10 protein-coding genes are annotated in these 18,717 nt (G+C 63.9%); 4 read left to right on the top strand and 6 right to left on the bottom strand.

Annotated elements, in window-relative coordinates; genetic code table 11:
- Positions 1–129: 129 nt before the first annotated feature.
- The 6 genes from ACT53M_RS11170 to ACT53M_RS11145 all read right to left on the bottom strand — a co-directional run bounded on the left by ACT53M_RS11170 (position 130) and on the right by ACT53M_RS11145 (position 7,800).
- Complete coding sequence (locus ACT53M_RS11170) at positions 130–630, bottom strand: hypothetical protein (protein ID WP_476233404.1); 501 nt, start codon at positions 628–630, stop codon at positions 130–132.
- A 141-nt stretch (positions 631–771) separates the two neighbouring features.
- Positions 772–1,335: a hypothetical protein gene (locus ACT53M_RS11165; protein ID WP_476233402.1), complete on the bottom strand. Its 564-nt coding sequence runs from the start codon at positions 1,333–1,335 to the stop codon at positions 772–774.
- A gap of 227 nt (positions 1,336–1,562) precedes the next feature.
- Positions 1,563–2,390, bottom strand: a complete 828-nt coding sequence (locus ACT53M_RS11160) for an energy transducer TonB family protein (RefSeq protein WP_476233400.1) — start codon at positions 2,388–2,390, stop codon at positions 1,563–1,565.
- 135 nt (positions 2,391–2,525) lie between these two features.
- Positions 2,526–3,389: an energy transducer TonB gene (locus ACT53M_RS11155; RefSeq protein ID WP_476233399.1), complete on the bottom strand. Its 864-nt coding sequence runs from the start codon at positions 3,387–3,389 to the stop codon at positions 2,526–2,528.
- Positions 3,390–3,455: 66 nt separating this feature from the next.
- A complete protein-coding gene (locus ACT53M_RS11150) occupies positions 3,456–5,375 on the bottom strand; it encodes a CocE/NonD family hydrolase (protein ID WP_476233397.1) in 1,920 nt (639 codons plus the stop codon).
- 127 nt (positions 5,376–5,502) lie between these two features.
- Entirely contained in the window at positions 5,503–7,800 is a 2,298-nt protein-coding gene (locus ACT53M_RS11145; protein WP_476233395.1) for a TonB-dependent receptor, read from the bottom strand.
- A 201-nt stretch (positions 7,801–8,001) separates the two neighbouring features.
- Between ACT53M_RS11145 and ACT53M_RS11140 the strand changes: the two genes are divergently transcribed.
- The 4 genes from ACT53M_RS11140 to rpoC all read left to right on the top strand — a co-directional run bounded on the left by ACT53M_RS11140 (position 8,002) and on the right by rpoC (position 18,649).
- Positions 8,002–9,012, top strand: a complete 1,011-nt coding sequence (locus ACT53M_RS11140) for a hypothetical protein (RefSeq protein ID WP_476233394.1) — start codon at positions 8,002–8,004, stop codon at positions 9,010–9,012.
- The gene (locus tag ACT53M_RS11135) at positions 9,009–9,737 is read left to right on the top strand and encodes an ATP-binding cassette domain-containing protein (protein WP_476233393.1); all 729 of its coding nucleotides are present in this window, start codon (positions 9,009–9,011) and stop codon (positions 9,735–9,737) included. Before ACT53M_RS11140 ends, ACT53M_RS11135 begins: the two co-directional genes overlap by 4 nt.
- A 265-nt stretch (positions 9,738–10,002) precedes the next feature.
- Positions 10,003–14,154: a DNA-directed RNA polymerase subunit beta gene (rpoB, locus tag ACT53M_RS11130; protein WP_476233392.1), complete on the top strand. Its 4,152-nt coding sequence runs from the start codon at positions 10,003–10,005 to the stop codon at positions 14,152–14,154.
- A gap of 211 nt (positions 14,155–14,365) precedes the next feature.
- Positions 14,366–18,649: a DNA-directed RNA polymerase subunit beta' gene (gene rpoC, locus ACT53M_RS11125; protein WP_476233391.1), complete on the top strand. Its 4,284-nt coding sequence runs from the start codon at positions 14,366–14,368 to the stop codon at positions 18,647–18,649.
- Positions 18,650–18,717: the final 68 nt, after the last annotated feature.

Below are 18,717 nucleotides of genomic sequence, written 5' to 3'. Positions count from 1 at the left end.
TATTCCCCGGTGTCGCCCCGTTCTCACCGCCTCCGCGTGACCGGGCGCAGGTGAACAAGGGCTGCACCGTCCAGCGCGTCAGCAGTCAGCGCGATGACCCGTGACAAAGGGGCGGCAGAAGGCACGCCGTCAGCGGCTACGCTGCAGCGTCTCTGCCTTGATTCGCAGAATGCGCGCGCGCTCAATCCGGGCGCGGTCCAGTTCTTCGCGTTCGGCGCGCTCGAACTCCTCGCGCTCGCGATCCTCACGGGCCATGCGCTCGGCGATGCGCAGCCGGATCGCCTGCAGCTCCGGGGAGACATCCTCCACCCCCAGCCGGGCGCGCAGCGTCTCACGGGCGCGGACGGTTTCCGCTGCGGCGATACGGTCGGACCAGTGGCGCGGACGCTCCATCGCCTTGCGCTCCGCAGCACGGCGGCGGAACACGCGGTAGCGGCGGAACATGCGAAAGGCGTGCCCCCCGCACAACAGGCCGGTGCCAAGGCTGAGCGCGATATAGGCAACGGCATTCGCCTGCGGCTTCACCGCGACGATCATCACCATCAGCCAGCCGATGCCGAACATCAGCAGCATATAGCCGAGAAACTCCAGTGCCAGATTGCGATACTGGCGGATCCCCGCAGACAACATGATGCGACTCCCCGGCCGTCCCCTCTCCTGCCGCACGAGGCGGCGACAGGCCGGTGATCCGACGGCGATTATTCCTTCGCACTTACAGCATGGCCGTCGTTAACGGAGTATGATGCAGCAATCCTTGCCGGCTCGGTAATCCTACGGAGCCTCGGCCTCCTGCGGCACGCCCTGGAGCCGCTCGGCAATCTTGGCGCGGATCGCATCGACGTCGAGATTGTGCACCTTGGCGAGTTCCGCCGCGATCGCCTCCAGCTTGGCCTCGTCGTCTTCGCTCTCTGCCGCCCCGGCCCCCTCGGTCGCCTCACGTGCCTTCTCGGGATCGATGCCGAAAAAGTCGGCCAGCGCCAGCAGCTTGGGAACATTGTTGCCGGCCGCTTCGATGCGTTCCTGGGCCACGCGCTCTGCCCATGCGCGGGTATCATGGCGCGGCTTCGCCGACACCAGCGGCGCATCGGCGGGCTGGGCGATCAGGCGTTCCCCGAACCGCCGCAGCGCCTTGCGATAGCGCATATACATATAAGTGGCATAGGCGCCGGTGCTGAAAGCGACCAGAATGCTGGTGTTGATATAGACCTGCGAATGCGCCTGCGGCCGCAGCAGGACCAGCACGTACATCGCCGCGCCGACCAGCGTCATATAGGCAAAATAGACCAGAAACTCGATGGCCTCGCGCAGATAGGCACGACCGGACCCGCCCGACATGATTTCACTCCCCGCATCCCCGTACCTGCCTCCCGCCGCAAGTCCGGACCCGACGATCCCTTCACATCCACATAGACATGAAGAGGGTTAAGGAATGCTGGGAATTTGCCTCGTCAGACCTCCGTATTTTTACCAGAGCTTTTCAATTTTTATATGCAAGATCGAGTGCAACTGGGCACGATTTGTCCAGCTATCACGCATCTTCCGGTCGTCGGAAAAACGCTGCGTTATTCGGTGCGCCAGTTCGTGCCCAAAAAGTAGAACGCCCGAACGGGCTTGCCCGCAGCATCCAAGGCGGGTTTGAACTTAGCCCTCTTCCGGATCAGGAAACAGGTCAAATCCGCGAATTTGTCGGGGTTGGTCCGGAACAAGACACGGCAGCCGAAAACTGTGCCATCGGTGTCGACATCAATCCGAACGCGAACTTTGCCATTGGCGCCGACAGCATCATTCGGGAAATCAGACTCGCTGAACCAGTTAGCAGGATTGTCGATCGGTATCGGCTTACGTGTCAGGTTCGCCAAAACTTCCGGATCATACCCCCAGTGCCGTGTAAGATTATCGACACATGCGCGCATTGCTACCATCGGCGCACGCAACGAACCTGACTGGAGGATCAACGGGTGCCGCCCCACCACATCAAACCGCACGCTGGATATGCCCGCTTCATAGTCCAGTGAGACAACTGGCGAAGGCTCATGGTCGCTGTCGTTGGAATGCCATCCGTCAAACCGCACCGACGACATGAGCATGGTGGGCAATGTACCGGTCCGGGCGTATTCGGCCGTTGAGGAGTCTGTTCCTCCACCCGCAAAAGACACTTTTGTCTCGCGACGGCCCTCGAGACCCTCAAATCGCTTTCCGAACAGCCCAAGATCGAACCATCCGCCTTTGGAGTAGCTGGTAAGCCGAAAATAAGTCAGGCTTTTCCCCTCACCGAAAGCGCCATAAAGCTGACAGGCATCCTCGTCATACGAGACTTGCCACTTGCCGACGAGGGGGAGCGTTTCCGGTTCCGGCGCTGCCGTCGCAGCGCCGGCCATGATGGTAGCCATGCAGGCCAGGCCTGCCGACATACCGCGTATCATCAACCCTTCCCTTTCGAATCCCCCGCCTTACTTCGCCCTTTGTCACCGACTGGTCAACTGGAGCCACTCTCGGATTCTCGGGCGGAAAACGTCATCGCGTCGCTATTGGGCGTGCCAACTGGTCTTGAACGTCACGAACGACCGCACCGGCTTTCCCGCCGCATCCTGCGCGGGCTCGAACCTCCCGTGCTTGCGGATCACGGAACAAGTCACGTCGGAGAATGCGTCCGGGCTAGCCTGAAACATGACATGGCAGGCAGAGACGGAACCATCGGCCTCGACATCGATACGGACCGTGACGTCACGATCCGGGTGTGACCGTTGCCATTCGGGCGGATAATCGTCCGGGCTAAACCATCTGGCCGCCGCGGGCTTGGCTTCGCGAGAAAGACTGGTCTGGACGGCAGGATCGAAACCCCAATCCCGCATCAGATTATTGAAGCAGGTTCGTAATGCGGCCATCGGCGCCCCCATCGAGCCGAACTGCAGAAGAAGCGGCCGTTTATCGCCGATCGTAATTCGCGCCGCAGAAACCCCCTGTTCAAAATCAGGAGAGATGGCAGGGACTTTATCTGCCGGACTGGTGCCAAGCCAACCGTCGAAGCGAACGCCGTGCACCATCAAGATGGGCAAGTTCCCCATGGTGCCTGCCACCGCCGTTCGCGAAACATCGCCACCACCGGTAAACGTAATCGCAACAGCCGCTCGAGGCGCCTCGGCTTTGAAGCGATTGCCGAACAACGCCAGATCGAAGCCGTCGCCCTTGTTGTAGCGGGTAATCCTTACATAGGCAGGATCGCTGGCGTCACCGAACTGGCCGGAGAGCTGGCAGGCGTCGTCATCATAGGAAATCTCCCACTTGCCGACGCGCGGAAGCACCTCCGGATCCGGGCCTGCCGCTGCCGCGCTCGCCACCTGCAGGAACAGCCCGGCATAGGCGGCCAAGGCACCGATAATCCTGATCATTGCGCCACCCCAAGCTGCGGTACCGGCGACACCCACCCCCGATGGGCGCCGCCGGACCAGTCCTGATTACTTCACCCGTGCCGCCCCCTGGTCGACCGGCACCACCGGCAACAGCACCGAACTGGACTGGTTTCCGCCATAGACGATCGTCACGGTCGCCTTCTGGTAATCGCCCGGTTTGGCGAAGAAGATATTGTCGACATATTTCTGCGGGTTGCGGTCGTAGACCGGGAACAGGCTCGACTGGACCTGCACCATGATCCGGTGGCCCGGCAGGAACACATGGTTCACCGTCGGCAGGCGGAACTTGTATTCTTGGACCTTGCCGGCCGGGATCGGCGAGGGATGCTCGAACGAGTTGCGATAGCGGCCGCGGAAGATGTCGAGCGCGATCGGCAGCTGGAAGCCGCCCATTTCCTTGTTCGAGGCGATTTCGTCCGGATAGACGTCGATCACCTTGACGACGAAGTCGCCGTCGGTGCCGGTCGTCTTCGCGAAAATATCGGCCAGCGGCGCGCCCGAGACGCGCACCGGCTTGTCGAGCACCGGCGTCGCATAGGTCAGCACGTCGGGCCGGCCATCGACGAAACGCTGGTCGGTGACGAGATAGGTGCCCCAGCGCCCGTCATTGAAATTGATCGGACGCGGCAGGTACGGCACCGGCTTGGCGGGATCGGAGACATAGCTGTCCTCCCCTGCCGCCGGCTTGGCGAAGCCCGCGCGCTCGCCGGCCGTCAAGTATAGCGGGGTCAGCTCCGCCGCTAGCGGCCATTTATTGAGGAAATCCCAATGGTTCTCGCCGGTATTGTAGATGCTGGCGACCGGCGGGGTATAGGCCGGGGCGCCATTCTTCAGATGCGCGTTGAAGAAGGGCAGCAGGATGTCGCGGCGCGCCTGGAGCGCGGTATCGCCCTCGAAATTGAGCGCCCCCAGCTTGGAGCCGTTATAATTGAACTGCGAATGGCGCCACGGCCCCATCAGCAGGTAGTTGTTGCTGGCCTGCGGCGTCTTCTGCAGCTCTTCCCAGCTGTGGATCGCGCCGTACATGTCCTCGTGATCCCACAGACCCTGCTCCCACAGCGTGGGCACGTTCGAGGGATTGGCGGCAAGCAGCTTGTCGAGCGCCTGGCCCTGCCAGAACGCGTCATAGGCAGCGTGCTGGCCCAGCTTTTGCCAGAAGGGCAATTGGTCATAGCCGAACTGCTTCGCCCAGTCGCCGGCCGAGCCGATCTTGCGGAACGTGTCGTAATCGTCCCAGCCGCCATCGGGCGGAGTCGGACCGCCGGCCTTGTAGCCGGTGATACCGGCAATCCAGCCGATGTTCGGCAGGCGGAACGCGCCGTGGTGGAACCAGTCGTCGCCCATCCAGCCGTCGATCATCGGGCTCTCGGGCGCGGCCACCTTCAGCGCCGGATGCGGGTGAAGCAGCGCCATCACCACGGTCCAGCCTTCATAGGAAGAACCGAGCATGCCGACCTTGCCGTTCGATTCCGGCAGGTTCTTCGCCAGCCAGTCGATCGTGTCCCAGGCATCGGTGGTGTCGTCGACCTTGGTGGGGTTGAGCGGCCCGACCGGCGGACGGGTGACGACGAAGTCGCCTTCCGAACGGTATTTGCCGCGGATGTCCTGGAACACGCGGATATAGCCGGCCTTGACGAACACCTCGTCGCCTTCGGGCAGTACCGACAGCATCTTGTTGCTGTCCATCCGGCGTACGCGGTTGAACGCATCATAGGGGGTGCGGGTAAGCAGGATCGGCGCGCCGGTCGCGCCCTTGGGGATCACGATGGTGGTGAACAGCTTGGTGCCATCGCGCATCGGCACCATCACTTCGCGGCGGATATAGTCCTTGCTGCCTTCGGGCAGGACGAACTTGGCAGGGATGTCGTTAAAGGCGCCCGGTGCGGCCTGCTGGGCATAGACGGCAGGCGCGGTCAGCAGCGCGGCGCCGGCGAGACCGGCCAGTGCAAAAGTACGAAAGGACATGTGGTTCCCCATGGCGATGATCGGCATGGGATAAAGTCACATCCGCCACTTGGGAAGCACCCCCGCGAAAATTGCGAAGGGGCCGCGCAGCCTGTGCGCAGCCCCCTGCCCTTCGATATCGGAACGCTCAGAACTTCACGGTAAACTGCGCGCCGTAGAAGCGCGGCTCGCCCGGAATATAGGTGGGGTCACCGAACGCGCCGCCGGTGTTGCCGGCGTCGAGCAGATAATGCTCTTTGGTCGCGTTGCGCAGATAGCCGGCCAGTTCATAGCGGCCATTGGCGAAGCTGACCCCCGCCTTCAGGTTGACCAGCGTCACGCCGACCTGCGAGATGGCTTCCTTGTTAGGCAGCTCGAAAAAGATCTTGCTGCGATAGGTCACGCTGGGCGTGGCGAACAGGCGCACGCCGTCGCGTACCGGCACGTCGACGGTGAACCCGGCGGCCGCCTGCACTTCGGGCTGCAGGCGGAAGCGGTTGCCGGCATAGATTCCGTTCGACTTCTTGTTGTCCATGCCGCCGCGGATATAGCCGATATTGCCGAACAGGCTGAGCCACGAAGTCGGCCGCAACTGGCCTTCCGCCTCAACGCCGAGATTATGCGCGCTGCCGGCGCTTTCGGTGATGCTGGTGCCGACGGCCTGGCCCGATGGATCGTTGGGATCGCTGATGATACGGCTGACCTGAAAGTTGTTATACGCCTGATAATAGACGCCCAGCGAGCCCGAGAAGACGCGGCCGGCGACCTTCACGCCGCCTTCGTAATCCCACACCGTTTCCTCCGGGATCACCGTCGCGATCGGCGCGGCACCCTGGTTCACCGTCGGCGAATGGCGGCCCTTGGAAATCGTCGCGTACAGGTTGACGCGGTCGCTAAGGCGATAAAGCGCATTGAAACGCGGAAGGAACGACTGGAAGCTGTGCTGACTCCACAAGGTGCCGTTGGTGGTCGTCTGGCCGGGGATCAGCGGCGCCTTGGTCAGCACCGATTTGGGCGCCACCGAATAGAAGCCTGCCTTGCGCTGCTCGATCAGCGCGCGGATGCCGGCAGTGAGTTCCAGCTTCCGCACCGGGATCCAGGTGACATCGCCGAACATCGAATACTGGTCGTTGATACCCTTGTTCACGAACAGCGACTGATAGGGGATCTGCGTTGCCGCCCCCCTGGTCAGCAGCGCCGTCGCCTGCGCCGCGGTCACCACGCCGGTCGGCGAGATGCAGCCAAGCTGCGGGATCACATTGGCCGCGCACTGGATATAGGTACCTTCTTCGGTGGAGAAGGGTACTTCCTGCCGGTTGTTCTCGTGGAACACGTTCCAGCCGAAGCTCGCGCGGACATGGTCGTCGCTATAGTTGAAGCGCGACTCATGGTTGATCTGCGAACCATAGGCGCCCTCGGAAAATTCGAGGTACCAGGCAGCCGAACCGTCGGCATCGAACACTTCGAGCGAGTTGAACGCGCGATAGCCATTCACCGTGGTGAAGGTCCAGCCATCGGCGAATTCGTAGCGGGCAGTGAGGTTCACGTCATAAACGTCACGGGTCAGGCCCAGATTTTTGCCCCCCAGCACCTGCGCGGCATAGGGCGAGCTGGACAGATTGGCGGCGCCGAACGGGTTGCCCGGCCCCTGCGACGTGGCATAGCGCTTCGATACGAACGGCGTGCCGCTGTTGCGCTGGCGGTCATAGGTGCCGATCAGGTCGACGGTCAGCGCGTCGGTGGGCGTGTAGCGCAGCGAGGCACGCAGCCCGAGCTGGTTCTGGGCATAGAGATCGCCCTGCGTCGTCGAGAGATTGTGGACATAGCCATCGCGCTTCTTCCACTCGCCGGCGATGCGCGCTGCGATCACGTCGTTGCCGACGTTCAGGTGGCCGCCCAGCAGATAGGCATTGTAATTGCCGTACCCCGCAGTGGCTTCCGCCGACACGCCCGGCTCGGGCCGCGCCGAGACGATGCTGACGGCACCCACGGTCGAAGCGGTGCCGAACAAGGTGGCCTGCGGGCCCTTCACCACTTCGATCCGGTCTACGTCATAGACGGCCTGGTACACGCCGCGCGAACGCGAGATGTCGACGCCGTTATAATAGACAGTGACGCGCGCCGCCTGTTGCGCCGATCCGCTGTCCGAAGTGATGCCGCGGATGACGATGCCGGGGTTGTTCGCGCTCTGCTCCTGAATGTTTAGGCCCGGGACATAGGCCGCAACCTCGTCGAGATCGTCGACGCCGATCCGCTTCATCTGCGCCTGCGTAACTGCCGTGATGGTGATCGGCACGTCGACCGCGCGCTGCTCGATCTTCTGGGCGGTGACGATGACATCGCTGCTGTCATCTTGCGGCACAGCATTGCCCTCCTGCGCGCGAACGGCAGTGGCGGAAACGCTGGCAAGCAGCACGGCGACAATGGCGAGGTTGCGACGGAGCATATTGTTTTGTCCCCCTTTTTGCGGAAGAGAAGGCACTCGCCCGGCTTTGTTAAATTCCCGCTGCAATGCAGCGGCAATATTGTTGCAATTGCGAAAATTTCGCGAGCCCGCGCGATCGGAAGCCGAGGTGGTTGATGCTCGCCCCCGGCCCGCCCTATGTCGGGGACGGGCCTGAGCGGCAGAGAAGGGGCGAAAACGGGAATGCAACAGGCGCGACCGCCATCCCCCGACCGGTTGTGGCGGCATGACAGGCTGATCCTCGGCAATGAAGTACGCCGCGCGCTCTGGCGGTGGAGCGACCGGTTGATCGCGCTGGCGGCGATCGGCATTCTGGCGGTCGGGGCAAATGTCGCGCTCGCGGATCGCCCGACGCCGGTTATCGCAGCAGTCCTTGCTGCGGCGGCTGCTTCGATCGGCCTCGGGGCTGCCCGACTATATGGTCGCCGCATCGCCTTCCATGGCAGCGACGGGATTTGCTCACAGGACAGCCTCCAGCCGGCCGCGCGTCTGGGTTATGCCCGAAAGCTCCACAGCGTCGCAGGCAGCGGTGCGGTCCTCCTCGCGGTGATCGTGCGCGCCGAGATGGCGTTGCTCGCCCTGCCTACATATGCCGTCGGCGCGCTGGTCGGCCATGGCTGGAACCGGATCGTCTTCCGGCCGGGCGCAGCAACGGTCTACGCGCCTCGAATGGGCGCGATGCGCAGCCTGTTGCAAAAGCCGTGGGCTGGCGCGGTAATGGGCGCGCTGGCGCTTCCGCTACTGCTCGCCACCAACGGCCTCAAGGCGCCCACCCAGCCCGTGTTGACCGCGATCATCGCCGGTGCGGCGCTGTTGCCGCTGACGGCGGTCGACGACGCGCTGGTCCGCTTTCTCGCCCTTTCCGGCTACGGCCCATGGGCGACACTGCGCCTGCTCGGCCGTGCAGGCGCGATCTATCTGGTGCTGCTTGCCCCCTTCTGTTTCGCGCTGATGCCTTTGCCGGCAGCGCTGGCCGGCGTGATGGTCACTCTTGCAGGCCTGGCGCTGATGGCGCTGCGTATCCTGTCGTATCGGCTCTACCCCAGGCGAATGGCGGAAACGGCAGTTACGCTGCATCTGTTGGCGCTCGGCCTGCTTACGCTTGCCCTGCCGGTTGCGCTGCCACTGATTCTGGCGGCGATGGGCTATCGCCTGTATCGCCGCGCTTCGGCGCAGACCTGGCTGCTCGCATGAGCCCCGCCATTTCGCTGTCCTCGGCTGTCGTCGACCGCGCCGGTACGCACGTGGTGCGCGGCGTGGACCTGTCGGTCGCGCGAGGAACGTGGTTCGGCCTGATCGGTGCGAACGGGTCCGGCAAGACCAGCCTGTTGCGCGCGATTGCGGGTCGGCTGCCCTTTGCTGGCGGCACCTGCCTGCTCGATGGCGTCGATCGCACCGCCGACCGCCTTGCCCGCGCCGCCAGCATCGGCTTCGCCCCGCCCGCCGACAAGCTGCCCGAGGCGATGCGCGCGGGCGAATTGCTGGCGCTGGCGGCAGGCAATCGGGCAACGGCGGAGTCCCGGCTCGGCGTACTGGGCGCCGCACTCGGCATCGTCGGGCTCCGCGACCGCTGGATTGGCGATTGTTCGGCCGGTATGCGTCAGCGTATCGCCATAGCCCTCGCCTTTGCCGGCGGCCAGTCGCTGGTGATACTGGACGAGCCGTTCAACTGGCTCGACCCCGTGGCGGCGTTCGACCTGCGCGCCGCTCTGGCCGCACGGGTGCGCGAGGGATTGACGCTGGTCACCGCCCTGCATGACCTCGCAACGCTGGCGCTCGCCTGCGACGCGGGCGCCATGCTGGCGGAGGGCCGGGTCGCCCTGACGATCGACAGTGGCATGCTGGCCGAAGCCGGGCGCGACCTGCCCGGCTTCGAGCAGCGCGCGATAGCGCTGCTGCGCGGAGCCCTTCCGGATTAACGCCTTGCTTCGCCCCTCCCCCGCAAAATCCCCTACACCCCCTTTGACACGCCCTGCGCCACCCCCTATATCTCCGCTCTGGCCTTTGAATCGAGAAATGGGGCGCCGTCGCGCAGTGCCCCGGACGGATGGATCAAGGGCCTGTCAGACGCCTGAGAAGCTGCCGAAACCCAATCGGGAATCGAGCGGCCTTTTGGCGTCTGCTCGCACGTCCCGGCCCCGGACAGGGGCAGCGCATTACGGCTGACGAGGCAAAAACACACCTATGGCTACCAAGGCAATCGAGGGCGCGGGCGGCACCGCCAAGCGCCGTATCCGCAAGGTGTTCGGCGACATCCACGAAGTGGTGCAGATGCCGAACCTGATCGAGGTTCAGCGCGAATCCTACGAACAGTTCCTGCGGTCGGATCCCTCGATCGGCTATGTCTCGGGCCTGGAAAAGACGCTGCGCAGCGTGTTCCCGATCCGCGACTTCGCCGGCACCGCCGAGCTGGACTTCGTCAACTACGAGCTCGAACCGCCGAAGTTCGACGTCGAGGAATGCCGCCAGCGTGGCATCACCTATGCGGCGCCGATGCGCGTCACCCTGCGCCTCATCGTGTTCGAGGTCGATCCCGATACGGAAGCCCGCTCCGTCCTCGATATCAAGGAGCAGGACGTGTACATGGGCGACATGCCGCTCATGACCGAGAACGGCACCTTCTTCATCAACGGCACCGAGCGCGTCATCGTCAGCCAGATGCACCGTTCGCCGGGTGTGCTGTTCGACCATGACCGCGGCAAGACGCATGCCAGCGGCAAGTATCTCTTCGCTGCGCGCGTAATCCCGTATCGCGGCTCGTGGCTGGATTTCGAGTTCGACGCCAAGGATATCGTCAATGTCCGTATTGACCGCAAGCGCAAGCTGCCGGTCACCAGCCTGCTCTATGCGCTGGGGCTGAACTCGGAAGAGATCCTCAACTATTTCTACAACCGCGTCACCTTCCTGCGCGGTCCGAACGGCTGGCAGATTCCGTTCCAGCCGGAGAACTGGCGCGGCTCGAAGCCGGCGTTCGACATCGTCGATGCCAAGTCGGGCGAGGTGGTGTTCCCGGCCGGCCAGAAGATCAGCCCCCGCGCGGCCAACAAGGCGGCGAAGGACGGTCTCGAGACGCTGCTGATCCCGACCGAGGAAATCTTCGGCCGCTACAGCGCCTATGACCTGATCAACGAAGCCACCGGCGAAATCTATATCGAGGCCGGCGACGAAGTGTCCGCCGAGAATCTCGAAAAGCTCGACAAGGCAGGCATCGACCGGATCGAGCTGCTCGACATCGACCACATCGCCACCGGCCCGTGGATCCGCAACACGCTCAAGGTCGACAAGGCCGAGGAGCGTCAGCAGGCGTTGTCGGACATCTATCGCGTGATGCGCCCCGGCGAACCGCCGACGCTGGAAACCGCAGAGGCGCTGTTCGCCGGCCTGTTCTTCGATCCCGAGCGCTATGACCTGTCGGCCGTCGGCCGCGTCAAGCTCAACATGCGCCTGGGTCTCGACACGCCGGATACGGTTACCACGCTGCGTACCGAGGACATTCTCGAGGTCGTCAAGACGCTCGTGAACCTGAAGGATGGCAAGGGCGAAGTCGACGATATCGACAATCTCGGCAACCGCCGCGTCCGTTCGGTGGGCGAGTTGCTCGAGAACCAGTATCGCGTCGGCCTGCTCCGCATGGAGCGCGCCGTGAAGGAGCGCATGTCGTCGGTCGACGTGTCGACGGTGATGCCGAACGACCTGATCAACGCCAAGCCGGCGGTCGCCGCGGTGCGCGAATTCTTCGGCTCGTCGCAGCTCAGCCAGTTCATGGACCAGACCAACCCGCTCTCCGAAGTGACGCACAAGCGCCGCGTATCGGCGCTCGGGCCGGGCGGTCTGACCCGTGAGCGCGCGGGCTTCGAAGTCCGCGACGTTCACCCGACGCACTATGGCCGTATCTGCCCGATCGAAACGCCGGAAGGCCCGAACATCGGTCTGATCAACTCGCTCGCGACCTTCAGCCGCGTCAACAAGTACGGCTTCATCGAGACGCCGTACCGCCGCGTGATCGACGGCAAGGTGACCAGCGAGGTCGTCTATCTGTCGGCGATGGAAGAGCAGAAGCACACCATCGCGCAGGCATCGGCCGAGCTGGACGAAACCGGCGGCTTCGTGGAGGAGCTCGTCTCCGCCCGCCAGGCCGGCGAATTCCTGATGGCGCTGCGCGATCAGGTGACGCTGATGGACGTGTCGCCGAAGCAGCTCGTGTCGGTCGCCGCCTCGCTGATCCCCTTCCTCGAGAAGGACGACGCGAACCGCGCGCTGATGGGCTCGAACATGCAGCGTCAGGCCGTGCCGCTCGTGAAGGCGGAAGCGCCCTTCGTCGGCACCGGCATGGAAGAAACCGTGGCCCGCGATTCGGGCGCCGCGATCGCCGCCAAGCGTTCGGGCGTGGTCGACCAGGTCGACGCCACCCGTATCGTGATCCGCGCGACCGGCGATGTGGATGCCAGCGAAAGCGGCGTCGACATCTACACGCTGATGAAGTTCCAGCGCTCGAACCAGTCGACCTGCATCAACCAGCGTCCGCTGGTGAAGGTGGGCGACGTGGTCAAGGCCGGCGACGTGATCGCCGACGGTCCGTCGACCGAGTTCGGTGAACTGGCGCTGGGCCGCAACGTGCTCGTCGCGTTCATGCCCTGGAACGGCTACAACTACGAAGACTCGATCCTGATCAACGAGCGCATCGTGAAGGACGACGTGTTCACGTCGATCCATATCGATGAGTTCGAAGTGATGGCGCGCGACACCAAGCTCGGGCCGGAAGACATCACCCGCGACATTCCAAATGTCGGCGAGGAAGCGCTGCGCAACCTCGACGAAGCGGGCATCGTCTATATCGGCGCCGAAGTGGAGCCGGGCGACATCCTGGTCGGCAAGATTACGCCGAAGGGCGAAAGCCCGATGACGCCGGAAGAAAAGCTGCTCCGCGCGATCTTCGGCGAAAAGGCCAGCGACGTGCGCGACACCTCGCTGCGTCTGCCGCCGGGCGTGTCGGGCACGATCGTCGACGTCCGCGTGTTCAACCGCCACGGCATCGACAAGGACGAGCGTGCCCTGGCGATCGAGCGCGAGGAAATCGAGCGCCTGCGCAAGGACGCCGATGACGAACGCACCATTCTCAACCGCGCGACCTGGTCGCGTCTGCGCGAGATGCTGCTGGGTCAGGTCGCCACCGGCGCGCCGAAGGGCGTGAAGAAGGGCGTGACCATCGACGAGGAAGTGCTGGACAGCGTCGACCGCCACGAATGGTGGAAGTTCGCGGTGCAGGACGATGCCATGCAGGCGAACCTGGAAGCGGTGAAGGGCCAGTATGACGAGGCCGTGAAGCGCATCAAGGACAAGTTCGAGGACCGCCGCGAGAAGCTGGAGCGCGGTGACGAGCTGCCGCCGGGCGTGCTGAAGATGGTCAAGGTGTTCGTCGCGGTGAAGCGCAAGCTGCAGCCGGGCGACAAGATGGCCGGCCGTCACGGCAACAAGGGCATCATCAGCCGCATCCTGCCGCAGGAAGACATGCCCTTCCTGGAAGACGGGACGCCGGTCGACTTCGTGCTCAACCCGCTGGGCGTGCCGTCGCGCATGAACGTCGGGCAGATATTCGAAACCCATCTGGGCTGGGCCGCGCGCGGCCTGGGCCGGAAGATCGGCGAGGCGCTGGACGCATGGCGTGCGGCGAACCCCGATCCGCAGGCCGGCGAGCCGCCGGAAGCGGTGAAGGAGATCCTGCAGACGGTCTATGGCGACAGCTATGCCGAGGAACTGAACGGCCGCTCGACCGAGCAGTTGCTGGAACTCGCGCAGAATGTCCGCTCGGGCGTTCCGATGGGCACCCCGGTGTTCGACGGCGCGGTCGAAAAGGACGTCGCCGACATGCTGAAGCTGGCGGGGCTCGACGAGTCCGGTCAGGTCACGCTGTTCGACGGCCGCACCGGCGATCCGTTCGACCGCAAGGTCACCGTGGGCTACAAGTATGTGCTCAAGCTGCACCACCTGGTCGACGACAAGATCCACGCGCGTTCGATCGGGCCGTACAGCCTCGTCACCCAGCAGCCGCTGGGCGGTAAGGCGCAGTTCGGTGGCCAGCGCTTCGGTGAAATGGAAGTGTGGGCGCTCCAGGCCTATGGCGCGGCGTATACGCTCCAGGAAATGCTGACGGTGAAGTCGGACGACGTGGTCGGCCGCACCAAGGTCTACGAAGCGATCGTCAAGGGCGACGACACCTTCGAGGCCGGCATTCCGGAGAGCTTCAACGTGCTCGTCAAGGAAATGCGCTCGCTGGGCCTCAACGTCGAGCTGAAGAGCCAGGAAGACGACGACGATCTGGCCGAGGCGGCGGAGTAAGGCGATAAATGAGCAGGCACCGGATACTTGACTGGATGTTGCGTATCACGGGCCTGCTCGTAGCGGCTTTCAACTTGGCGTTTCTGATGGACGTGAGCCTCCCGGCGTCCGTCCGCAGCCTAGGAAACTCGCTGACCATCGCCTTCGCGCTCGCAATCTGCCTCCTGGCCTTTGCTGGTCGATGGATTTTACCCTCTAGAGGGACTGAAAAATGAACGAACTTACCAACTTCGCGAACCCGCTCGCCAAGCCGGAAACCTTCGACCAGATCCAGATCGGGATCGCGTCGCCGGACCGTATCCGCAGCTGGTCGTTCGGCGAGATCAAGAAGCCCGAGACGATCAACTATCGCACGTTCAAGCCCGAGCGTGACGGCCTGTTCTGCGCGCGCATCTTCGGTCCGATCAAGGACTATGAATGCCTGTGCGGCAAGTACAAGCGCATGAAGTACAAGGGCATCGTCTGCGAAAAGTGCGGCGTGGAAGTGACCGTGTCGAAGGTCCGCCGCGAGCGCATGGGCCATATCGAACTGGCCGCCCCGGTCGCGCACATCTGGTTCCTGAAGTCGCTGCCGAGCCGCATCGGCCTGCTGCTCGACATGCAGCTCAAGCAGCTGGAGCGCGTGCTCTACTTCGAGAGCTACATCGTCACCGAGCCGGGCCTCACCCCGCTCGAGAAGTTCCAGCTCCTCACCGAGGACGAGCTGCTCGATGCGCAGGATGAATATGGCGAAGACGCCTTCTCCGCCGGTATCGGCGCGGAAGCGGTCAAGATCATGCTGATGGATCTCGACCTCGAGGGCGAGCGCCAGGAGCTGCTCAAGGAACTGGCCGAGACCAAGTCCGAGCTGAAGCCCAAGAAGATCATCAAGCGCCTCAAGGTCGTCGAGAGCTTCATCGAATCCGGCAACCGCCCGGAATGGATGATCCTCGACGTCGTCCCGGTCATTCCGCCCGAACTGCGCCCGCTGGTGCCGCTGGACGGCGGCCGCTTCGCGACGTCGGACCTGAACGACCTTTACCGCCGCGTCATCAACCGTAATAACCGCCTGAAGCGGCTGATGGAGCTGCGCGCGCCGGACATCATCGTCCGCAACGAAAAGCGCATGCTGCAGGAAGCCGTCGACGCGCTGTTCGACAATGGCCGCCGCGGCCGCACCATCACCGGTGCGAACAAGCGTCCGCTGAAGTCGCTGTCCGACATGCTGAAGGGCAAGCAGGGCCGCTTCCGTCAGAACCTGCTCGGCAAGCGCGTCGACTATTCGGGCCGCTCGGTCATCGTGACCGGTCCGGAACTCAAGCTGCACCAGTGCGGCCTGCCGAAGAAGATGGCGCTCGAGCTGTTCAAGCCGTTCATCTATGCCCGTCTCGACGCCAAGGGTCTGTCTATGACCCTGAAGCAGGCGAAGAAGTGGGTCGAGAAGGAACGCAAGGAAGTCTGGGACATCCTGGACGAAGTGATCCGCGAGCACCCGGTGCTGCTGAACCGCGCGCCGACGCTCCACCGTCTGGGCATCCAGGCGTTCGAGCCGGTGCTGATCGAAGGCAAGGCGATCCAGCTGCACCCGCTGGTCTGCTCGGCGTTCAACGCTGACTTCGACGGTGACCAGATGGCCGTCCACGTTCCGCTGAGCCTCGAGGCGCAGCTGGAAGCGCGCGTCCTGATGATGTCGACCAACAACATCCTGTCGCCTGCGAACGGCAAGCCGATCATCGTGCCGTCGCAGGACATGGTGCTGGGTCTCTATTACATCACCATGGAGAAGGAAGGCGAGCCGGGCGAAGGCATGGTGCTGGCCGACATGGCCGAAGTGCACCAGGCACTGAACGCCGGCGCAGTGACGCTGCACAGCAAGATCACCAGCCGCGTTCCGCAGACCGACGAGGACGGCAAGCAGTACCTCAAGCGCTATCAGACCACCCCGGGCCGCATGCTGCTCGGCGAGTGCCTGCCCAAGTCGCACAAGGTGCCGTTCGACGTCGTCAATCGCCTGCTCACCAAGAAGGACGTGGGTGACGTGATCGACGAGGTCTATCGTCACACCGGCCAGAAGGAGACGGTGCTGTTCGCCGATGCGATCATGTCGCTGGGCTTCCGCCACGCCTTCAAGGCCGGCATCTCGTTCGGCAAGGACGACATGATCATTCCGGACGCCAAGGAAGCGCTGGTCGAAGAGACCCGCACCCTGGTGAAGGATTATGAGCAGCAGTATCAGGACGGCCTGATCACCCAGCAGGAAAAGTACAACAAGGTGATCGACGCCTGGAGCCGTTGCGGCGACCAGGTGGCCGCGGCGATGATGGACGAGATCAAGGCGGTCAAGAAGGACCCCGCGACCGGCCGTCAGATGCCCGACAACGCCATCTACATGATGGCGCACTCGGGTGCCCGTGGTTCAGCTGCGCAGATCAAGCAGCTCGCCGGCATGCGCGGCCTGATGGCCAAGCCGTCGGGCGAGATCATCGAAACGCCGATCATCTCGAACTTCAAAGAAGGTCTGACCGTCCTTGAATACTTCAACTCGACCCACGGCGCCCGTAAGGGCCTCGCGGATACCGCGTTGAAGACCGCCAACTCGGGTTACCTCACCCGCCGCCTTGTCGACGTGTCGCAGGACTGCGTCGTCATGGAGGAGGATTGCGGCACCGAGCGCGCGCTGGAGATGAAGGCGATCGTGCAGGGCGGCTCGGTCATCGCGTCGCTCGGCGAACGTATCCTGGGCCGCACCACGGCCGAGGACATCGTCGACGCCAAGACGGGCGAAGTGGCGATCCCGGTCGGCACGCTGCTCGACGAAGCCATGATCGCGCAGATCGAGGCGCTCAGCATTCCGTCGGTGAAGATTCGTTCGCCGCTGGTCTGCGAAGCCAAGCTCGGCGTGTGCGGCAAGTGCTATGGCCGTGACCTCGCCCGCGGTACGCCGGTGAACATCGGCGAAGCGGTCGGCGTCATCGCGGCGCAGTCGATCGGTGAGCCGGGTACTCAGCTTACCATGCGTACCTTCCACATCGGTGGTGCGGCGCAGCTCAACGAACAGTCGAACCTGGAAGCGCCGGTCGACGGCAAGGCCGAATTCCGCGACCTGCGCCTGATCGAGGACCAGCGCGGTCGTCGCGTGGTGCTGAGCCGTTCGGGCGAAATCGCGATCCTCGACATGGAAGGTCGCGAACTGGCCGTCCACAAGATCCCGTACGGTGCGTACGTCATGTTCGACGACGGCCATGTAGTGTCGAAGGGCGACCGGATGGCCGAATGGGATCCGTTCACCATGCCGGTGATCACCGAAACCGGCGGTACGGTGAAGTATCAGGACCTGATCGACGGCAAGACCATGACCGAGCAGGTCGACGAAGCGACGGGTATCGCCCAGCGCGTCGTCACCGAATATCGCGGTGCAGGGAAAAAGGAGGATCTGCGTCCTCGCCTGACCCTGACCGGCGAGAATGCTGCCGAAGCCGCCCGCTACATGCTGGCGCCGGGCGCAGTGATCTCGGTCGAGGATGGTGCCACGGTGCAGGGTGGTGACGTGCTGGCCCGTGTGGCCCGCGAATCCGCCAAGACCCGCGACATCACCGGCGGTCTGCCGCGCGTTGCCGAGCTGTTCGAAGCGCGCAAGCCCAAGGAAAATGCCATCATCGCCAAGGTCTCGGGCCGCGTGGTGTTCGGCAAGGACTATAAGGCCAAGCGCAAGATCGGCATCCAGCCGGAGGACGGCGGCGAGGTCGTGGAATATCTGGTGCCGAAGTCGAAGGTGATCGACGTTCAGGAAGGCGACTACGTCAAGCGTGGCGACAACCTGATCGGCGGCTCGCCGGATCCGCACGACATTCTGGAAGTGCTCGGCATCGAGCCGCTGGCCGAATATCTGGTCAGCGAAATCCAGGAAGTCTATCGACTGCAGGGCGTGAAGATCAACGACAAGCACATCGAGGTGATCGTTCGCCAGATGCTGCAAAAGGTCGAGATCACCGATGGCGGCGACACCACGCTGCTGGCGGGCGAGCAGGTCGATCGCGATGAAATGGACGAGCACAATGCGAAGCTCGCTCCGGGCCAGGCTCCGGCCCAGGGCAAGCCGATCCTGCTCGGCATCACCAAGGCGTCGCTGCAGACCCGCAGCTTCATCTCGGCGGCGTCGTTCCAGGAAACCACCCGCGTGCTCACCGAAGCCGCGGTGCAGGGCAAGAAGGACACGCTGCTCGGCCTGAAGGAGAATGTGATCGTCGGCCGTCTCATCCCCGCCGGCACCGGCGCGGGCATGAACCGTCTGCGCGTCGCGGCCACCTCGCGCGATGCAGCGCTGCGCGTCGCCCAGCGCAAGATGCAGGAAGCCTCGCTCATCGCACCGGCTAGCGCAGCGGAAGAACATGCCGCTGAACTCGCCCGCAGCCCGCGCGATGCGGCCGGCACCGGGGATGATCCCCTGGCGTCGGTGGCCCCCTCGGGCCACGGCACCGATGCGGATGCCGGCGAATATCTGAACGAGGCGGAGTGAACCGCGCCGTTCAGCGGCCAAGCGCCTGCTGAACGCCTGAAATGGAAAAGGCCGTCGTCCGGAATGCC

This window comes from Sphingomonas sp. DMC6 (assembly GCF_056314225.1).
Note: the sequence above shows the minus strand (reverse complement) of the source record. Positions and strands in the feature narration are given on the sequence as shown.

What these genes read in the sequence shown, in the direction of transcription:
- ACT53M_RS11135 (WP_476233393.1), top strand. Translation starts at nt 9,009, where the DNA reads ATGAGCCCCGCCATTTCGCTGTCCTCGGCTGTCGTCGACCGCGCCGGT.
- ACT53M_RS11150 (WP_476233397.1), bottom strand. Translation starts at nt 5,375, where the DNA reads ATGTCCTTTCGTACTTTTGCACTGGCCGGTCTCGCCGGCGCCGCGCTG.
- ACT53M_RS11145 (WP_476233395.1), bottom strand. Translation starts at nt 7,800, where the DNA reads ATGCTCCGTCGCAACCTCGCCATTGTCGCCGTGCTGCTTGCCAGCGTT.
- ACT53M_RS11140 (WP_476233394.1), top strand. Translation starts at nt 8,002, where the DNA reads ATGCAACAGGCGCGACCGCCATCCCCCGACCGGTTGTGGCGGCATGAC.
- rpoB (WP_476233392.1), top strand. Translation starts at nt 10,003, where the DNA reads ATGGCTACCAAGGCAATCGAGGGCGCGGGCGGCACCGCCAAGCGCCGT.
- rpoC (WP_476233391.1), top strand. Translation starts at nt 14,366, where the DNA reads ATGAACGAACTTACCAACTTCGCGAACCCGCTCGCCAAGCCGGAAACC.
- ACT53M_RS11170 (WP_476233404.1), bottom strand. Translation starts at nt 630, where the DNA reads ATGTTGTCTGCGGGGATCCGCCAGTATCGCAATCTGGCACTGGAGTTT.
- ACT53M_RS11165 (WP_476233402.1), bottom strand. Translation starts at nt 1,335, where the DNA reads ATGTCGGGCGGGTCCGGTCGTGCCTATCTGCGCGAGGCCATCGAGTTT.
- ACT53M_RS11155 (WP_476233399.1), bottom strand. Translation starts at nt 3,389, where the DNA reads ATGATCAGGATTATCGGTGCCTTGGCCGCCTATGCCGGGCTGTTCCTG.
- ACT53M_RS11160 (WP_476233400.1), bottom strand. Translation starts at nt 2,390, where the DNA reads ATGGCTACCATCATGGCCGGCGCTGCGACGGCAGCGCCGGAACCGGAA.